Source organism: Actinoplanes sp. NPDC049668 (assembly GCF_044465445.1).
GTDB lineage: Bacteria > Actinomycetota > Actinomycetes > Mycobacteriales > Micromonosporaceae > Actinoplanes.
In genome coordinates this window covers 210,128-226,717 of sequence record NZ_JBITLR010000008.1, presented here as the reverse complement: position 1 = coordinate 226,717, position 16,590 = coordinate 210,128, and the positions used below count along the sequence as shown (strand labels likewise).

Annotated in this window: 14 protein-coding genes and 2 tRNA genes; 8 read left to right on the top strand and 8 right to left on the bottom strand. The window is 73.3% G+C overall.

Translation table 11 applies throughout. The features are described 5' to 3' along the window. The first annotated feature begins 36 nt into the window (after positions 1-36). The gene (locus ACIBSW_RS32015; protein WP_404799523.1) at positions 37-951 is read left to right on the top strand and encodes an expansin EXLX1 family cellulose-binding protein; all 915 of its coding nucleotides are present in this window, start codon (positions 37-39) and stop codon (positions 949-951) included. A 3-nt stretch (positions 952-954) separates the two neighbouring features. Here the strand turns inward: ACIBSW_RS32015 and ACIBSW_RS32010 are convergent, their stop codons facing one another. Further along, positions 955-1,473 (bottom strand): GNAT family N-acetyltransferase, encoded by a 519-nt coding sequence (locus ACIBSW_RS32010; protein ID WP_354730418.1) that lies wholly within the window; start codon positions 1,471-1,473, stop codon positions 955-957. Positions 1,474-1,546: 73 nt separating this feature from the next. Beyond that, a tRNA-Leu gene (locus ACIBSW_RS32005) sits at positions 1,547-1,630 on the bottom strand. A 140-nt stretch (positions 1,631-1,770) separates the two neighbouring features. On the opposite strand from ACIBSW_RS32005, the gene ACIBSW_RS32000 reads away from it, so the two are divergent. Then, complete coding sequence (locus tag ACIBSW_RS32000) at positions 1,771-2,145, top strand: nuclear transport factor 2 family protein (protein WP_354730416.1); 375 nt, start codon at positions 1,771-1,773, stop codon at positions 2,143-2,145. A gap of 70 nt (positions 2,146-2,215) precedes the next feature. Here ACIBSW_RS32000 and ACIBSW_RS31995 read toward each other — a convergent pair whose 3' ends face one another. From ACIBSW_RS31995 to ACIBSW_RS31970, 6 genes are all read right to left on the bottom strand, one after another. Continuing rightward, on the bottom strand, positions 2,216-3,868 hold the full coding sequence (locus tag ACIBSW_RS31995) for a methyl-accepting chemotaxis protein (protein WP_354730414.1): 1,653 nt from the start codon (positions 3,866-3,868) through the stop codon (positions 2,216-2,218). Positions 3,869-3,944: 76 nt separating this feature from the next. After that, positions 3,945-4,415 carry a thioredoxin-dependent thiol peroxidase gene (gene bcp, locus ACIBSW_RS31990; protein WP_354730412.1) on the bottom strand — a complete coding sequence of 157 codons (471 nt, stop codon included), beginning with the start codon at positions 4,413-4,415 and terminating at the stop codon, positions 3,945-3,947. Further along, on the bottom strand, positions 4,412-5,392 hold the full coding sequence (locus ACIBSW_RS31985) for a hypothetical protein (protein ID WP_354730410.1): 981 nt from the start codon (positions 5,390-5,392) through the stop codon (positions 4,412-4,414). The genes bcp and ACIBSW_RS31985 overlap by 4 nt, the downstream gene beginning before the upstream one ends. After that, positions 5,389-6,120 (bottom strand): thioredoxin domain-containing protein, encoded by a 732-nt coding sequence (locus ACIBSW_RS31980; protein WP_354730408.1) that lies wholly within the window; start codon positions 6,118-6,120, stop codon positions 5,389-5,391. Before ACIBSW_RS31980 ends, ACIBSW_RS31985 begins: the two co-directional genes overlap by 4 nt. Beyond that, complete coding sequence (locus tag ACIBSW_RS31975; RefSeq protein ID WP_354730406.1) at positions 6,117-6,608, bottom strand: MauE/DoxX family redox-associated membrane protein; 492 nt, start codon at positions 6,606-6,608, stop codon at positions 6,117-6,119. Before ACIBSW_RS31975 ends, ACIBSW_RS31980 begins: the two co-directional genes overlap by 4 nt. Positions 6,609-6,680: 72 nt before the next feature. After that, entirely contained in the window at positions 6,681-7,220 is a 540-nt protein-coding gene (locus ACIBSW_RS31970; protein ID WP_354730404.1) for a sigma-70 family RNA polymerase sigma factor, read from the bottom strand. A 146-nt stretch (positions 7,221-7,366) separates the two neighbouring features. On the opposite strand from ACIBSW_RS31970, the gene ACIBSW_RS31965 reads away from it, so the two are divergent. The 6 genes from ACIBSW_RS31965 to ACIBSW_RS31940 all read left to right on the top strand — a co-directional run bounded on the left by ACIBSW_RS31965 (position 7,367) and on the right by ACIBSW_RS31940 (position 16,584). Continuing rightward, positions 7,367-9,052: a copper resistance protein CopC gene (locus tag ACIBSW_RS31965; protein WP_354730402.1), complete on the top strand. Its 1,686-nt coding sequence runs from the start codon at positions 7,367-7,369 to the stop codon at positions 9,050-9,052. Positions 9,053-9,196: 144 nt separating this feature from the next. Then, complete coding sequence (locus ACIBSW_RS31960) at positions 9,197-12,844, top strand: hypothetical protein (RefSeq protein ID WP_404799522.1); 3,648 nt, start codon at positions 9,197-9,199, stop codon at positions 12,842-12,844. A 300-nt stretch (positions 12,845-13,144) separates the two neighbouring features. Further along, positions 13,145-13,735, top strand: coding sequence for an oligoribonuclease (orn, locus tag ACIBSW_RS31955; protein WP_354730192.1), 591 nt, complete (start codon positions 13,145-13,147; stop codon positions 13,733-13,735). A gap of 109 nt (positions 13,736-13,844) precedes the next feature. Next, positions 13,845-13,920: transfer RNA gene (locus tag ACIBSW_RS31950), tRNA-His, on the top strand. A 171-nt stretch (positions 13,921-14,091) separates the two neighbouring features. Further along, on the top strand, positions 14,092-14,325 hold the full coding sequence (locus ACIBSW_RS31945; RefSeq protein ID WP_354730190.1) for a hypothetical protein: 234 nt from the start codon (positions 14,092-14,094) through the stop codon (positions 14,323-14,325). A gap of 12 nt (positions 14,326-14,337) precedes the next feature. Next, complete coding sequence (locus ACIBSW_RS31940) at positions 14,338-16,584, top strand: tetratricopeptide repeat protein (RefSeq protein WP_354730188.1); 2,247 nt, start codon at positions 14,338-14,340, stop codon at positions 16,582-16,584. Positions 16,585-16,590: the final 6 nt, after the last annotated feature.

Below are 16,590 nucleotides of genomic sequence, written 5' to 3'. Positions count from 1 at the left end.
GCCCGCGGGCGGCGCGGCCGCGAAGGATGCGTCAGCGTGACCGGTCATCGCCTTCTCGCACCCCGCTGGCTCGCCACCGGGGGCGCCGTGCTGCTCGCCGGCGTCCTCGGCGTCGCCATACTGCTGCAGAACGGCGGCTCCGCGTGCGCGGCCCCGCCGAGCAGCGCCAAGCACAAGGGCAAGGCGACGTTCTACGACCTGGCCGGCACCCAGGGCAACTGCTCGACCAAGCCGCCCGCCGACGACCTGTACGTCGCGCTCGGCCGCACCGAGTACTCGGGCGCGATGGCCTGCGGCGCCTACCTCGACGTGACCGGCCCCAAGGGCAAGGTCCGCGTCAAGGTCTTCGACTCCTGCCCGCCCTGCGCGGCCGGCCACCTCGACCTGAGCCGCACGGCGTTCAACCGGATCGGCAAGGAGATCGACGGCATCATCCCGATCACCTACCGGGCGGTGCCGAACGCGCCGGCGCCCGGCCCGCTGAGCATCACCTTCGTCGAGGGCACCTCGCAGTACTACTGGGCCGTGACGATCGACAACCACTCCAACCCGATCAGGTCGGTGCAGGCCAAGGGTCCGGGCGGCGGGTGGAAGAAGGCGGCGCTGCAGGACTACAACGTCTGGATCATCGACGGGCAGACGGGCTCCGGCCCGTTCCAGGTCCGCATGACCGACATCTACGGCAAGACCATCACGGCGAAGAACATCAAGCTGCAGCCGCAGAAGCGCCAGACGACCTCCGTACGGTTCGCGACCGGCTCGTCCACCGAGGCGGCACCCGCCGCCCCGGCGAAGAAGAAGCCGTCGCCGTCACCCTCGAAGGCCTCGCCGTCGCCCAGCACCTCGGCCTCCTCGGCCGCCCCGCTGCTGGAATCGACGACGCAGGCGGCGGCACCGGCCCAGGACGAGGTCGCCCTCGCCGCGGCTGAGCCCATGGCCTCCTGTGGTTGATCCTCAGCGCAGGTCGAGCCACATCAGGACCTCGTCGCGGTCGTCGCCCGGCGCCACCCGCAGGGCGCCGGGCATCCGGCCGACCTCGGCGTACCCGAGGCCGCGGTAGAACGCGTCCAGGCCGTGGCCGTCCCGGAGGGTGACCTGCAGCCCGGCCAGGCCCATCTTGCGACCGACGGCGGCGGCCTCCCGCATGAGCGCGACGCCGTACCCCCGGCCCTGGCTGCCCGGCGCGACCATGACCCGCTTGAGGACGCGCCAGTGCGCCTTGAGCCCGAACCGGTTGTCGGCGACGAACAGCAGCGCCACCAGCCGGTCGCCGTCCAGCCCGACCAGCAGCCGGTCGAGACCGGCCTCGACCCCGGCGAACGCCGCCTCGGCGACCGGCCGCACGTCGTCGGCGGTGACCGGCGCGACGAAGCCGACGGCGCCGCCGGCGTTGGTGACCTCGGTCCAGAGCTCGACGATCCGCTCGCGCAGCGCATCGGTCAACGGCGGATCAAGCACGAACGACAACGTCATACCCGCCATCCTCGTGCGTGTCGCAGTGCACAGCGGCGAAGGCGCGGAGGATGGTGCGCGACGACACAGGGGGTGCGGAAGGCGGGACTCGAACCCGCACACTCTCTCGAGTACTAGGACCTAAACCTAGCGCGGCTGCCAATTACGCCACTTCCGCCTAAATTGCCTACCGGCAATTCTTGGGGATGAGTGTAGACGGTGGCCACGTATTTGACCTTCCCCGCCGTCCTGGACAGCCCTCGGTTCGGAAGTTAGTGTCGTTCGCACCTAATCAATTTGTTGACTATTGGAGTGATCGTGCACCCGTTTCGCGCCGCTGTAGAAGCACGGGACATCGACGCCGCCGTCGCGCTCCTCGCCGACAACGTCGTCTTTCACAGCCCGATCGCGTTCACCCCGTACGAGGGGCGGGCGGCCGTGGCCGTCGTCCTGCGCGCGGTGATCGAGGTCTTCGAGGACTTCACCTACACCCGGGAGATCGGCGCGCCGGACGCGGCCGATCACGCGCTCGTGTTCCGGGCGAACGTCGGTGAGCGGAAGGTCGAGGGCTGCGACTTCCTGCACCGCGGCGAGGACGGGCTGATCGACGAGTTCACCGTGATGGTCCGGCCGCTGAACGGCGCGGTGGCCCTCGCCGAGGCGATGAAGGCGAAGCTCGCCGCGGGCCGCTGACACGGCACGGCGGCCGCCTTGCGGATCGAGCCGCATGACGGCCGCCGTGGGTCGGCGGTCCCCGGAGGGATCAGTAGCGGAACATCGCCAGGCTCTGCTGTAGCTCGTGTGCCACGCGGGCCAGTTCGTCGGCGGCCTGGGCCGTGTTCGACGCCGCGTTGGTCGTCTCCGCCGCGGCCTCGGCCACCTCGGCCACGTTCGACGAGATCTGCTGGGAGCCGACCGCGACCTCGCCGACGTTGCGGCTCATCTCGTTGGTGGTCGCCGTCTGCTCCTCGACGGCGGCCGCGATCGCCGACTGGGTGGCGTTGATCTTGTCGATGACCGAGCCGATCTCGGCGATAGCCGCGACCGCGGCCGACGAGTCGGCCTGGATCGCGCCGACCCGGGTCCGGATGTCCTCGGTCGCCCGGGCCGTCTCCTGGGCCAGCTCCTTGACCTCCCCGGCGACGACCGCGAAGCCCTTGCCCGCGTCGCCGGCGCGGGCGGCCTCGATGGTCGCGTTGAGGGCGAGCAGGTTCGTCTGCTCGGCGATGCCCGTGATGATCTTGATGACGGAGACGATCTCGGCGGAGGACTCGCCCAGCTTCTGCAGGATCGCGCCCGCGTCGCCGGAGATGCGCACGGCCTGACCGGCCACGTCGGCCGCGCTGGAGGTGCTGAGCGCGATCTCGGTGATCGAACTGCCGATCTCCTCGGCGCCGGCGGACACCGTGGCGATGTTGCTGCTGATCTGCCCGGAGGCGGCGGACACCGCCTGCGCCCGGTCGGCCGAGCGGGCGGCGGACGAGTTCATCTGGCCGGCGACCGCGGTCAGCTCCTCGGAGGAGGAGGCGAGCGTGGTGACGTTGACGGAGATGTCGCGCATGGTCGTGGTGAGCCGGTCGAGCGCGGTGTTCAGCGCCTCGGCCATCCGGCCCACCTCGTCGCGGCCCCGGACCTTCAGGCGCTGGTCCAGCCGGCCCTCGGCGAGCGCCTCCAGGATCTTGACGGTGTCCCCGAGCGGCCGGGCGATGGCCCGGCTGACCACCAGCGCGATGACCACGGCGAAGGCCAGCGCGACGCCCATCAGTGCCGTGGTGAGCAGCTGCGCCGACGTGGCGTTGCTGCGGGCCTCGGCCATCTGCCGCTGCGCGGCCTTGTCCTCGATGGCGGCGAGGTTGTTCAGCGCCACCGTGATCTTGCTGGTGAGCGGGTCGATGTAGTTGTTCTGCACGCCGAGGTAGGTGCCCAGGCTGTTGGCCTTGGCCGCCGGCACGAGCCGCTCGTCGCGGATCATGCGGTACTCGGCCAGCCCGTCCGCGAACGTGGTCATGTCGGTCTTGGTGCCGGCCGCCGGGTTCTTCGCGTACGCCGCCCAGTTGGCGTCGATGGCGGCGTCCAGCCGCCGGATCGCCGTCTGCACGCTGCTGACGTCCGAGAGCGCCGAGCGCAGGATCAGCTTGGTCGACAGCAGGTTCGCCTGCTGAACGTCGGCGCGGACCTGGCCGATCCGGGCGACGGACTGCAGGTTGTCGCCGTACATGGACTCGAGGCGGCCGTTCGCGCTGCTCAGGGCGATGCCGCCGGCGCCGCCGATGGTCACCACCAGCAGGCTGAGCACGCCGAAGGAGACGAACAGCTTCTGCGATACGCGCAGGTTGCGCAGCAGGCCGCCACGCGCGCCGGGCTCAGCGGCGTGGGTAGCTTTGCCCGGGCGGCGCGGGAGCTTGAACTTCGGCATCGGCGGTCTCCGTAGGGGGTGGTTGCCGCTCTTAATCGGCACCGCTCCTTGGAATCCGCGAATTTTGCCGTACTAGTCAGTCGACGCCGAGGTCGCGGCGCAGCTTGGCGACGTGGCCGGTCGCCTTGACGTTGTACAGGGCCCGCTCGATCGCGCCGTCCTCGTCGATGACGAACGTCGAGCGGATCACCCCGGTGACCGTCTTGCCGTACAGCTGCTTCTCGCCGAAAGCGCCGTAGGCGGTCAGCACGCTCTTGTCCTGGTCGCTGACCAGCGGGAAGGTGATCGAGTCGCGCTCGCGGAACTTGGCCAGCTTGGCCGGGGTGTCCGGCGAGATGCCGACGACCTCGAAGCCGGCCGCCTGCAGGGAGCCGAGGGAGTCGCGGAAGTCGCACGCCTGCTTCGTGCAGCCCGGCGTCATCGCGGCCGGGTAGACGTACAGGATGACCTTGCGGCCGCGGAGGTCCTTCAGCGTGAGGGTGTCGCCGGTGTCGGTGGGCAGGGTGAACTCGGGGGCCGGGTCACCCGGCGCGAGGCGCTCAGTCATGCGTCCGAAGATATCGGTGCCGCCCGCAGCCGCAGCACCCCCGTCGCCGCCATTCCCACCCCGGTGCCGATGGCCACCAGCACCGCCGCCCGGGCGAGCCAGGACGGGCCCGGGAACAGGACCACCGCCTGGCCGAAGACGCCCGCGTCGGCGAGGCCGCCGAAGACCGCCAGCACGACGCCGGCGAGGGCGAGCAGGAACGGCGCCCGCCCGAGCCAGGTCAGCACGCCTGCGGCCACGGTGAGCGCCGCGGCGACGTAGACCGGCGCCTGCCCTTCCACGCCGACGCTGGTGCGCGCGGCCGCGTACCCGAGGGTGATCATGCCCCCGGCGGCCGCGGCCGGGCCGATCCAGCGCTGGCGGCGCAGGCCGAGGGCCGCACACCCCGCGCCGAGCGCGAGCGCGCCCGCCCACCACAGCCAGGCGGGCGGGGGCGGCTCCCAGGTCAAGGTCCCGTGCACCTCGAGCGGGCGGGCACCCGCGCGCAGCGGCACCACCCAGTCGCGCAGCTTGTGGCTGCGCGAGTCGTCGGCGCGCGCCTGCGGCGGGTCCTCGCCGAGCCACATCGTGCGCTGGTCGTGCCAGCGCACGACCGGGTCGGTGGAGACGCGGCGCCACTGCGGGGCCGCGGCCGGCGAGGCGCCCGGCGGCACCGGGGTCTCACCGTCGAGGGTCTGATTCCGGTACGTGGCCGGCGAGTTGACGTTCTCGAACGCGCCGTCCGGCCGTACCTCGAGGTAGGGCTCGCCGTCGTAGCCGAGCACCTCGACGGTTCGGCCGGTCCGGTTGACCAGCTCGAGCCGCGCGCCCGCCTCGACGGCCCGGACCGTCAACCCGGGCTCGGCGGGACTGATCCCGCTGACCCGGGTTCGGTACGAGGTCGCGTCGGGCGCGTCCCCGCCGTGTGCGAACGCCGGGCCGGCCGGCAGCAGCAACGCGCCGGCCAGCACGGCGCCGAACAGGGCGGAACGCCTCACGCGCCGGCCGCCTCCACCGCCGCGGTCAGCCCCTGCGGCGTACGGTCGGTCAGGTCCTTGCCGCCGACCCGCACGGTCGGCGTGCTGTTCACGTCCCGCGAGGCCGCCGTGCCGGTGACCTTGGTGGCCCAGGGGTAGTACGTGCCCTCGTTGACCGCGTCGGCGAACGCGGCGTCGGTCAGGCCGACCGACCGGCCCAGCTCGATCAGCTTGTTGTTGTCGAGGCCCGGCCCGCCCTCCTTCGGCTGGTTGGCGAAGAGCACCCGGTGGTACTCGGCGAACTTGCCGCCCTGCGCGGCCGCGGCCGAGGCGCCGGCGGACCGGGTCGAGTACTCGGTGGTCGAGGCGTGGTCCAGGATCGCGATCGGGTGGTACCACACGGTCACCTTGCCGTCGGCGACGAGCTGGTCGATCGTGGTCTGCACCGAGGCCTCGAACTGCCCGCAGGCCGGGCACATGAAGTCCTCGTAGATGTCGATCTTCACGGGGCCGGTGCCGACCGCGAACGCCGTACCCTCGTCGACCGCGACGCTCGGCGTCGTGAGGCCCGCGGTCTTCTCGTCCTCCTGGCTGGCGGCGAAGCCCCAGCCGATCAGGCCCGCGATGATCAGCACGGCGACGACACCGAGGCTGGTCCAGAGCGTGACCCGCCGGCGGCGCTCGCGCGCCAGCTGCTCCTGCACGACCCGCTTGGCCTTGTTGCGGTCCCGGTTGTTCTTGCCGCTCACTCTTCCCCCATCAGGACGCCGTCGATCGAGTAGCGGGTCCGCGGCTTGGCCAGCAGGATCCCGGCGAGCAGGAGAAAGCCCAGGTCGCGGACGACGTCGAGCAGGTACTGCGGTGCCTGACCCGCGCTCAGTGTCCCGCCGGAGCTGAAGCAGCCGCAGTCGATCTGCAAGCCCTGTGACCAGGCCCAGGAGATGCCCGCGATGAAGATCAGCAGCAGCGCGGCCGAGATGCCGGCGATGAGCCGCACCGCGATTCCCGCCAGCAGCAGCAGGCCGAGCGTGATCTCCAGGAACGGCAGGGCCGCACCGATGACCTTGGCGACCTCATACGGAAAGATCTCGTACGCGTTCACCGCGCGCCCGGAACCAGCCAGGTCGCCGATCTTCAGCAGGCCCGCGCCGAGCCACACCGCGGCCAGGCCGAGCCGGGCCGCCGTCGAGATCCAGGGCCATGCGGCCGTCATCCGGGCGGACTGCCTCGTCTCCATGCTCACGCCCCCTTAGTCGGCGCTCGCGGTTCGCCGGTTCCGCCGAGTGCCTGTGTATCGGCTGAGTGCCGATCAGCTCGCCTGCGCCGCGGCGACCGCGGTCACCAGCTCCTCGCGGGCGCGGGCCACCCGCGACCGGATCGTCCCCACCGGGACCTCCTCGACCTCGGCGGCCTCCGCGTAGGACATGCCGAGCACCTGCGTGAGCACGAACGCGGTGCGGCGCTCCTCGCCGAGGCGGCGCAGCAGGTCGGCGGCGCTGAGCCGGTGCGCGGGGTCACTCTGCCGGGGGATGTCGGTCCAGGCCTGCGCGGCGAGCCGGGCGTCGAGGCGGCGCCGGCGCACGACGGCCCGCAGATGGTCGGCGCAGACGCGCCGGGCGATGCCGAGCAGCCAGGTGCGCACCGCCGCGCGCCCCTCGAAGGCGGGCAGCGCCTTGAAGGCGCGCAGGTAGGTCTCCTGGGTGAGGTCGTCGGCGGCGCCCGGGTCGACCAGCGCGGCGGTGAACCGCCACACCTCGGCCTGGGTGCCGCGGACGAACGCGACCTGCGCGCCGGCGTCGCCGGCCCGCGCCCGCAGCGCGAGCGAGTCGAGTGCTTCAGCCGCCGTCACAACCGGAGATGGTACGCCCGGGCGCAATTGTCAGCGGTTCTGGGAACTATCGTCACCTTGCCGACGACCACCCTCCAGCCCTCACTTTCCGCCTCGCGCGCGACCGCGCCGCGGGGCCCGGCGAGCCATCGGGGAGCATTGCACCCATGAACGTTGATCTGTCCGGGGCCGGCGACCGACTCCGGCCGGGCGCCCGGCGGCTCGCGGCCGCCGTACTCGGGCTGCTGGCCGGGCTCTTCTGCGTCCTGCTCGGTCCCGCGGCCCCGGCCGCCGCGCACGCCGCCCTGGTCGCCAGCGACCCGGCGAGCGACACGATCGTCCCGGACGCCCCCAACAAGGTCACCCTGACCTTCAGCGAGTCGGTGCAGCTGATCTCCGGCAAGATCCAGGTGCTGGCCCCGGACGGCAGCCGCGCGGACCAGGGCGAGCCGCAGGCGACCGGCGGCACGGTCGTCATCCCGCTGCGCTCGGGCGGCGGCCGCGGCACCTATCTGGTCAGCTACCGGGTGGTCTCGGCCGACAGCCACCCGGTCGCCGGCAGCCTGACCTACTCGGTCGGCGCGGCATCGACCCCGCCGAGCGAGTCCGGCAGCGCCGAGTCGGTCGACCCGGTCGTGCGCGGCCTGATCCCGGTCGGCAAATACCTCGGGTACGTGGGCCTGGTGCTGCTCGTCGGCCCGGTGCTCGTGCTCGCCCTGCTCTGGCCGCACCGGCTCTCGCGCCGCGGCCCGGCCCGGCTCGTCTGGACCGGCATCGGGCTGGTCGTCGGCAGCACGGTGCTGGCGCTCTGGCTACAGGCGCCGTACACGACCGGATCCGGGCTGTTCGACGTCAGCGGCGCGGACCTGCGGGACGTGCTCGGCAGTACGTTCGGCGCGGTCATGCTGGTCCGGCTCGGCGTCGTGGTCGCGGCTGCGTTCCTGCTGCGCCCGCTGCTGAACGGCGAGGGCGGCGGGTCCAAGGCCGACCTGGCGCTGCTCGGCGTGCTCGGGGTGGCGGCGCTGGCGACGTGGCCGCTGACCGGGCACCCGACCGCGTCCCCGGTCGCCGGGGTCTCCGTCGTGGTGGATGCGATCCATCTGGGCGCCATGGCGGTCTGGCTGGGCGGGCTGGTCATGCTCGCCGGTTACCTGCTGCGCCTGGCCGACGAGCGCGAGCTGGGCGCGATCCTGCCGATCTGGTCGCGCTGGGCCGCGACCGCGGTGGCCGCGCTGATCATCGCCGGCTCGGTGCAGGCGCTGATCGAGGTCGCCTCGCTCGAGGGCCTGGTCGAGAGCACCTACGGCCGGCTCATCCTGGTGAAGATCGCGCTGGCCGGCGTGGTGATCGGGATGGCGGCCTACTCGCGCAAGCTGGTCCGCAGCCGCCAGGCCGAGTCCGGGCCCGGGCCGTTGCGCCGCATCGTGATCGCCGAGCTGGCCGTCACGGCGGTCGTGCTGGGCGTGACCGCCGCGCTGGTGCAGATCCCGCCGCCGCGTACGGCCAGCGCGGCCGAGAGCGCCGGCACCTCCACGACGATCTCGCAGACCGTCGCGGACGACTCGGTGTCGCTGCAGGTCGACGTGTTCCCGGCGACCGTCGGCAACAACTCCCTGCACCTGTACGCGTACACGCTGGACGGCAAGCCGCTGCCGGTCGTGGAGTGGACGGCGACCGCGGCGCTGCCAGCCAAGGGGATCGAGCCGATCGAGGTGCCGCTGCTGCGGATCACCGATTTCCACGCTATCGGGGACATCGCGCTGCCGGCCGCGGGGGAGTGGACGCTCAAGTTCACCGTGCGTACGAGTGAGATCGACCAGTCCACGCTGACGATGACCGTCAAGATTTCCTAGCTCGCGTACTCCCCGATGGCCCGGTCTGCGGACGCAGACCGGGCCATCGTCATACCTCTCGGGGCCTAACTAACGGTTTATCCATTTTGGTGTTATTTAGGTCTGTATGGTCTGCGCAGTACCACCGAGAAGAGGGAGATCGCGATGCGGGTGTTCCGCACGATCCTCGGCATGCTGTTGCTGACCGTCGGGCTGCCGACGCTGCTGGCGGGCGCCGCGTTCTGGGTCGCCATGCAGCACCGGGACCCGGACGGCGCCTTCACCGGCGACCTGCAGCGCGTGGCCACGTCCGGCTATGCCGTCGTGGTGGACGATTTCGACGGCCTGCTCGCGAAGGACGCGCCGTTCGCCCGCCTCAGCGACACCCGCCTGCGCCTGACCGCGGAATCCGGCGACGCCCCGGCGTTCCTCGGCATCGCCCCGGCCGCCGACGTGAGCCGCTACCTGGCCGACGTGCCGCAGATCGCGGTCGCCTCGATCGATCTCGGCACGGGCGCGTTGCCGGTGACCTTCGACCTGCGCCCCGGCACCGTCGCACCGGAGCAGCTCCCGGACCGCCAGACGTTCTGGCTGGAATCGGGTCTCGGCACCCTGAACTGGAAGCCGGCGGCGCTGCGCAACACCGACTACAGCCTGGTGGTGATGAACCCGGCGGCCCAGCCGGGCGTCCGCCTGGAGGCCACGGCGGCCGTCGTGCCGGCGTGGCTGAACCAGGTGACCTGGGCCCTGCTGATCCTGGGCAGCATGCTGCTGATGATCGGCATGATCGTGCTGGGCTGGCCCTCCCGGCGCCGCGAGGTGGTCTACATCGTGGAGCCGAGCCAGGTGCCCGACCTGATGCAGGCGATCGGCGCGCCGCTGCCGCTGAGCCGCACCGGCGGCGGGCGCCATGCGGGGACGCACCGGCCGCGGACCCTGGCCGACTCTCAGCCGCGCTCCCGGCCGCCGGCCTGGCCGCCGTCCTCGTCCTCGGCCGGTCGTGATCCCGTCATCCCGCTGCCGGCGGCGCCGGTCTCCGGTGCCGAGACCTCGACCATCCCGGCCGCCGCGCACACTCCCACCTCTGCTGCTGCCGCCCCTGTTGCTGCCGCCGCTTCGCCGGCGCCGGGTGAGCCGCTCAGTCTGATCGCGGGCGAGCCGGCGCCGGAGTCTCCGGGCGAGTCGGCGCCGGTGGGCTCGTCGACGGATCCGCTGTTCGGCCGGCTGGCCGACCGGCCGGGACGGCGTCGACCGGCGCCGCAGCCGACCGACCTGCCGATCTTCCAGGCGTCCGCGGTGGGTGCCTGGGTGGCGGAGACGGCCGCGGTCCGCGCCCGGGAGGCAGAGGCACTCGCGGAGGCGGCGCTCAGCTCCGCCCGCAAGGGCCCTGTGGAGGCCTCCAAGCCGGACACGGCCGCCGTGACCACCCCGGCGCCGGACGGCGGCGACGTTGCGGTCGCCGACAACGCCACCATCCCGGCCGATGCCGAGCCGGCGCGGATGAAGACCGCTCCCAAGGCCGGTTCCCCGGCGGCTGCGACCGCCAAGAGCGGTTCCTCGACGGGTGATGCTGCGAAGGCCGGTTCCTCGGCGGCCGATGTCGCGAAGGCCGGTTCCGCGGCGGCTGCGGTCGCCAAGAGCGGTTCCGCGGCGGCTGATGTTGCCAAGGCCGGTTCCCTGGCGGGTGCGGTCGCCAAGAGCGATTCGCCGGTGGCTGACGTTGCCAAGGCCGGTTCCTCGGCGGCTGCGGTCGCCAAGAGCGGTTCCCCGGCGGCTGCGGTCGCCAAGAGCGGTTCCCCGGCGGCTGATGTTGCCAAGGCCGGATCGCCGGTGGCTGACGTCGTCGCGAATAGGCCGACCCCGGCCGTCCCGGCCGCTGCGGCCCCGGCGGGGAAGAAGGCCGGATCGGATGCGGCCGGCGCTGCCCCGGTCGAGGCGGTGCCGGGTCGGAACCTCGCCGCCGGCGCCCCGGCGGCGGGCAGCGCGGGACGGCCGGCCACGGCCGCGAAGTCCGAAGAGCCGAACGTCATCGCCGCCGTGGCCGCGCGCCTGCAGCCGGTCTCCGGCATCGCCGCCCAGGCTCCGGCAGAGCCGACCACGCCCCGCACCGACGTCGCGACCCCCGGGCCGTCCGCGCCCATGGAGGCCGCGGCGAAGGCCGGACCGGCCGCGCCCCGGGTCGCCGAGGTCAAGGCGAAGGAGGTCACCCCGTCCGGCGGCGACAGCGTTCCCGCGGTCTCCGGCGAGACGGCCGGCTCCACCGCGGCGAAGGCGGCCCGGCCCGCCGCCGTGACGCCGAGGAATGCCCTGTTCGGCGGCGCGTCCACGCAGGGCTGGGCGGCCACCGGCCTGACCCGGGCGGACTCCGGTCGCATCGGCCTGCCGAAGCCCTCGGCAAAGGACGCCGCCCCCGCGCCGGGGGTGCGCCCGGCCGACGAAAAGCCGGTGACCCGCGAAGAGCCCGCGCCGACGGGGACCGCGACCGGTGCCTCGCCCGCCGCGGGTGCGCGGCCGCCGGCGCAGGCCCCGAAGCCCGACCCGACCCGGCCGGCATCGGCGACGCCGGCCCGCCCCGCGGCGACCACGAAGACGCCGCCACCGGCCGGTACCGCCGCGGGCACGGCCGGATCGGCGGCCCCGGCGCAGTCGACCGGCCCGAGCAGGTCGGGCGGGCAGGGCACCTCGGCCGCCCCGCACCACGTCGCGCCGGCCACGCCCGGTTCGGCCGGCAAGGCGGCCACACCGCCCCCGGCGGGTGCCAGGACGGCGGCCCCGGCTCCGTCCGGTGCCAAGACGGGCGCGCCCGCGCCTTCCGCTGCCAGTACAGGCGCGCCGGCCACGTCCGGCGGCAAGGCGCCCACCTCGGCCCCGGCCGGTGGCAAGCCCGCCACGGTTGCGCCGTCCGGTGCCAAGCCGACCACCCCGGCTTCGCCCGCCGTGAAAGCCGCCGCCGCGCCGCCGACCGCGGTTAAGTCCGCCACGCCGCCTGCCGCCGTGAAGGCCGCCACGCCGGCCGGCGCGGTGCGGAGCACGACGCCGACGCCGACCCGCCCGGCGCCCACCGAGCCCAAGCCGACGCCGCCGACCAGCCCGTCCCTGCCCCGGCCTGCGGTGCCCGGGCCGTCGCGGCCGACCGATCCGGACCGCGAGCCCTCCCCGGCCGGCCGCGGCCCCGCCGTGATTCGCTCCGCGACCCCGGCCGCACCACGATCGGCCGCGGCTGCCGAGCCCCGGCGCGACGTCCAGCCCTCGCCGACCCGGCCGGTGAACCCGACCGGCGCGATCGCCGACGCCGCCCGGCCCGCGCCCAAGACGGACCCGCGCATCGCCGAGCAGCGCAACGCCGGCCTCCGCCCGATGGCCGAGCCGGCGAAGACGACGACAGGGAGCCAGCCGGCGACGGCCGGGACCCAGCGGACGACGACAGGGAGCCAGCCGGCGACGGCCGGGACTCAGCGGACGACGACAGGGAGCCAGCCGGCGACGGCCGGGACTCAGCGGACGACGGCGGGGACTCAGCGGACGACGGCGGGGAGTCAGTCGGCGACGGCCGGGACCCAGCCTGCCGACCAGGCCGGCGCTCAGGCGGCGAACGCCAAGGCGGAGGCCGACGGCAAACCGGCGACGCGCCTGAGCGACTACAAGGCGGAGGTCGCCGAGCTGCTCGGCGGCGACGCCGCGGCCCGCCGGCGCCGGCGGGCCACCACCGCCTCCGGCCTGCCGACGGCCGATCCCGCGACCCAGGTTCCACCGATCAAGCTCACCCGCCCGCCCCGCAAGGGCGGCCCGCGCCGGCAGCCCACCGAGGAGTAGCCGGCGACGAAGCTGGGCGGCCGCGGCACACCACCACGCCAAGCCGCGGCCGCCCGCCCCGACTACCGAAAGGGCCCTCCGCGCTGCCGACGCGGAGGGCCCTTTACCGGGGGAACGGAGTAACCGATTGGGGGTTTCGTCCGTTAAGAACAGTTTAAACCCTGCTAGGCGGAACTGGGTAGCCCTATCCCGAATACGGGTTATCTAGGGTGAAACCGGCCCCGTGCGGGTGTTGCGCCCGCGCGGGTGGGTGGAGCGGACGCGGCGGCGCGCTGTCCGCTCGACGCGTAGGCTGGCCCTGTGGCGGATCTTCTGGTGTGGATGGACTGTGAGATGACGGGTCTCGACCTGGGCAAGGACGCCCTGATCGAGGTGGCCGCGCTGGTGACCGGGCCCGATCTCGAAATTCTCGGCGAGGGCGTCGACCTCGTCATTCACGCCGACGACGCGGCCCTCGACGCGATGCCCGAGGTGGTGCGCGAGATGCACGCCAAGTCGGGCCTCACCGACGAGGTGCGCAGGTCGACGGTCACCATGGCCGAGGCCGAGGACGCCGTCCTGACGTACATCAGGGAGTTCGTGCCGAACCCGCGCACCGCGCCCCTCTGCGGCAACTCGATCGCCACCGACCGCGGCTTCCTCGCCCGCGACATGCCGACGCTCGACGACTTCCTGCACTACCGCATGATCGACGTCTCGTCGATCAAGGAGCTGACCCGCCGCTGGTACCCGCGGGTGTACTTCGGCCAGCCGCAGAAGGGCCTGGCGCACCGGGCCCTGGCCGACATCCGCGAGAGCATCCGCGAGCTGGAGTACTACCGCCGCACCGTCTTCGTCCCGCTGCCCGGCCCGGACGTCGACCAGGCCCGCGCCATCGCCGCCGAGCTGTAGGGCGAACGTCGGGCACGCCGCGCGGTAACCCGGTCGACGACCGGGTGGGTGTTGCCGCTATGCTTGTCCGGCACCCGCCGCGGAAGTCCTTCCACGGCGCGGCGGCATGGTGGTCGTAGCTCAGCTGGTAGAGCACCGGGTTGTGGTCCCGGGGGCCGCGGGTTCAAGTCCCGTCGATCACCCCACTGAAAGTCCAGGTCGAAGCGCCTGATCGCGAATGCGGTCAGGCGCTTCGCCGTTCGGGGCCGAGGCGGTGCTTCGCACCGGCGGGGTGTCGTGTGGGTTGCGGAGGACCGCTAGTCTGCGACTCTGCGTGTTGCTGCCACAGCTTGTGGTGATCAACTGGGGAGTGGCCCATGGTGGATGTGATCGTGGCGGCGTTGGAGGCCGAGCCCGGGGTGTGGCAGACCAGCATCGGCCAGGACCTGCGGGACACGGGCGCGGCGACCGACGAGCAGGTTCTCGCGGCCGCGCGCGAGCTGCTCGCCCTGGCGGGTGCGGCCGGGAGTCAAACGTTCCGGGTGGATGCCTCGCACGCCAAGGGCTTGCAGGTCGGGGACCACAACACCCAGACCGACACCTTCAACTGACCTGGCCCGCTGATGGACGCCGCGCACGCCAGGGGTGTGCAGGCCGGCGACGGCAACGTCCAGCACAACTACTTCGGACGGCGGCCGGTCGTGACCTGGCCCTGCCGGGTCGGGGCGGTCCCCCGGCTGGCCCACCAGCGGCAGCGGCGCCCGGCCGACGATCTGCTGGCCGAGGTGACCGCGGGCGGTGCCACGGCGGTGGTGTGTCAGGTGCTGTCCGGGATGGGCGGGGTCGGCAAGACCCAGCTGGCGGCGAACCTGGCCGAACACCTGTGGCAGCACAGGACGGTGGATCTGCTGGTGTGGGTGACCGCCGGCAGCCGCGAGACCGTCGTGAACAGCTACGCGCAGGTCGCCGCCGATGTCACCGGGGCCGAGGACCCGGACCCGTTGCGGGCGGCGCAGCGGTTGCTGGCCTGGCTGGCCGGCACCGACCGGCGGTGGCTGATCGTCCTCGATGACGTCGCCGATCCGCAGGATCTGGCCGGGTTGTGGCCACCGGACACCACCTCGGGGCGCACGGTGGTCACCACCCGCCGCCGGGACGCGGCGTTGCTCGACGGCCGGCACCTGGTCGACGTGGGCATCTTCACCGAGCAGGAAGCCGCCGACTACCTGCGGGGGCGGCTCGTGGACAGCCCGCACCAGCTCGATGAGGCGGACCAGCTCGCCGCCGACCTCGGCTTCCTGCCGCTGGCCCTGGCGCAGGCGGCGACCTACCTCCGGGACCAGGATCTGACCTGCGCCGGCTACCGGCAGCGGCTGCGCAACAGACGGCTCGACCGGCTGCACCCGAAGGCGCTGCCCGACGGACAGCAGCAGGCTGTCGCGGAGACGTGGGGCCTGTCGATCGAGCTGGCCGACGCCGACACCGACGGGCTGGCCGGGATCGTGCTGCAACTCGCCGCGATCCTGGACCCCAACGGCATCCCCACCAGCATCTTCAGCGCCGGAGCGGCGCTCGGCCATTACCGGGACCGCCTCGGCCGTGACGTCGACGGCGACGACGCCCACGACGCGGTGCGCGCCCTGCACCGGCTCGGCCTAGCCGACACCACCTGCGACCCCGACCTGGGTGCCGGCCTGCTGCGGGTGCATGCCCTGGTCCAACGTGTCGTCCGCGAGGCCACCCCGGAACCACAGCGACCGGTGTTGCCACACACCGCCGCCGATGCCCTCCGGAAGGTGTGGCCCGGCATCGAACGCGACACCGCCACCGCCCGGCTCGGGCAGCTGCTCCGGGCGAACACCACCACCCTGACCGCCGTCACCGGCGAACGCATGTGGCACACCCTCGCCGGCGTCGCCGGCGCCCACCCGGTGCTGTTTCGCACCGGCCGGAGTCTCGGCGAGATGGGCCTGGTCGCCGCTGCCCGCGATCACTTCCAGCAGTTGTACGCCGATAGCGCCCGGGTACTCGGGCCGGACCACCCGGACACCCTGACCGCCCGCCAAGGCTTCGCCTACTGGCGTGGAGCGGCGGGGGATGTGGCCGGCGCCGTCGTCGCGTTCGAGTCGTTGCTGGCCGACCGGGGCCGGGTGCTCGGCCCTGACCACCCGAACACCCTGACCACCCGCCACAACCTCGCCTACTGGCGTGGTGCGGCGGGGGATCCGGCCGGTGCCGCCGCCGCCCTCGAGCCGTTGCTGGACGACTGCCTGCGGGTGTTCGGGCCGGACCACCCGGACACCCTGACCGTCCGGAGCAATCTCTCCCGATGGCAGGGCATGGCGGGCGACGTGGCCGGTGCCGCCGCCGCCCTTGAGTCCCTGCTCGCCGATCGGGTGCGAGTGCTCGGCCCGGACCACCCGGACACCCTGACCGCCCGCCACAACCTTGCCGGCTGGCGGGGTGAGGCGGGGGATCCGGCCGGTGCCGCCGCCGACTTCGAGTCCCTGCTGGCCGACTGTCTACAGGTGCTCGGCCCGGACCACCCGGACACCCTGACCACCTGTGGCAACCTCGCCCGGTGGCGGGGTGTGGCAGGGGATGCGGCCGGTGCCGCCGCCGCCTTCGAGTCGCTGCTGGACGACTTCCTGCGGGTGCTCGGCCCGGACCATCCGCACACCCTGACCACCCGCAGCAACCTTGCCGGCATGCGGGGTGAGGCGGGGGACCCGGCCGGGGCTGCCGCCGCGTACGAGTCGCTGCTGGCCGACTGCCTGCGGGTGTTCGGCCCGAGCCACCCGCACACCGTGACGAACAGCCGAAACCTCGCCTACTGGCGGAGGAAGGCGGCAGCTACAAGGGACGGCTGACAACGC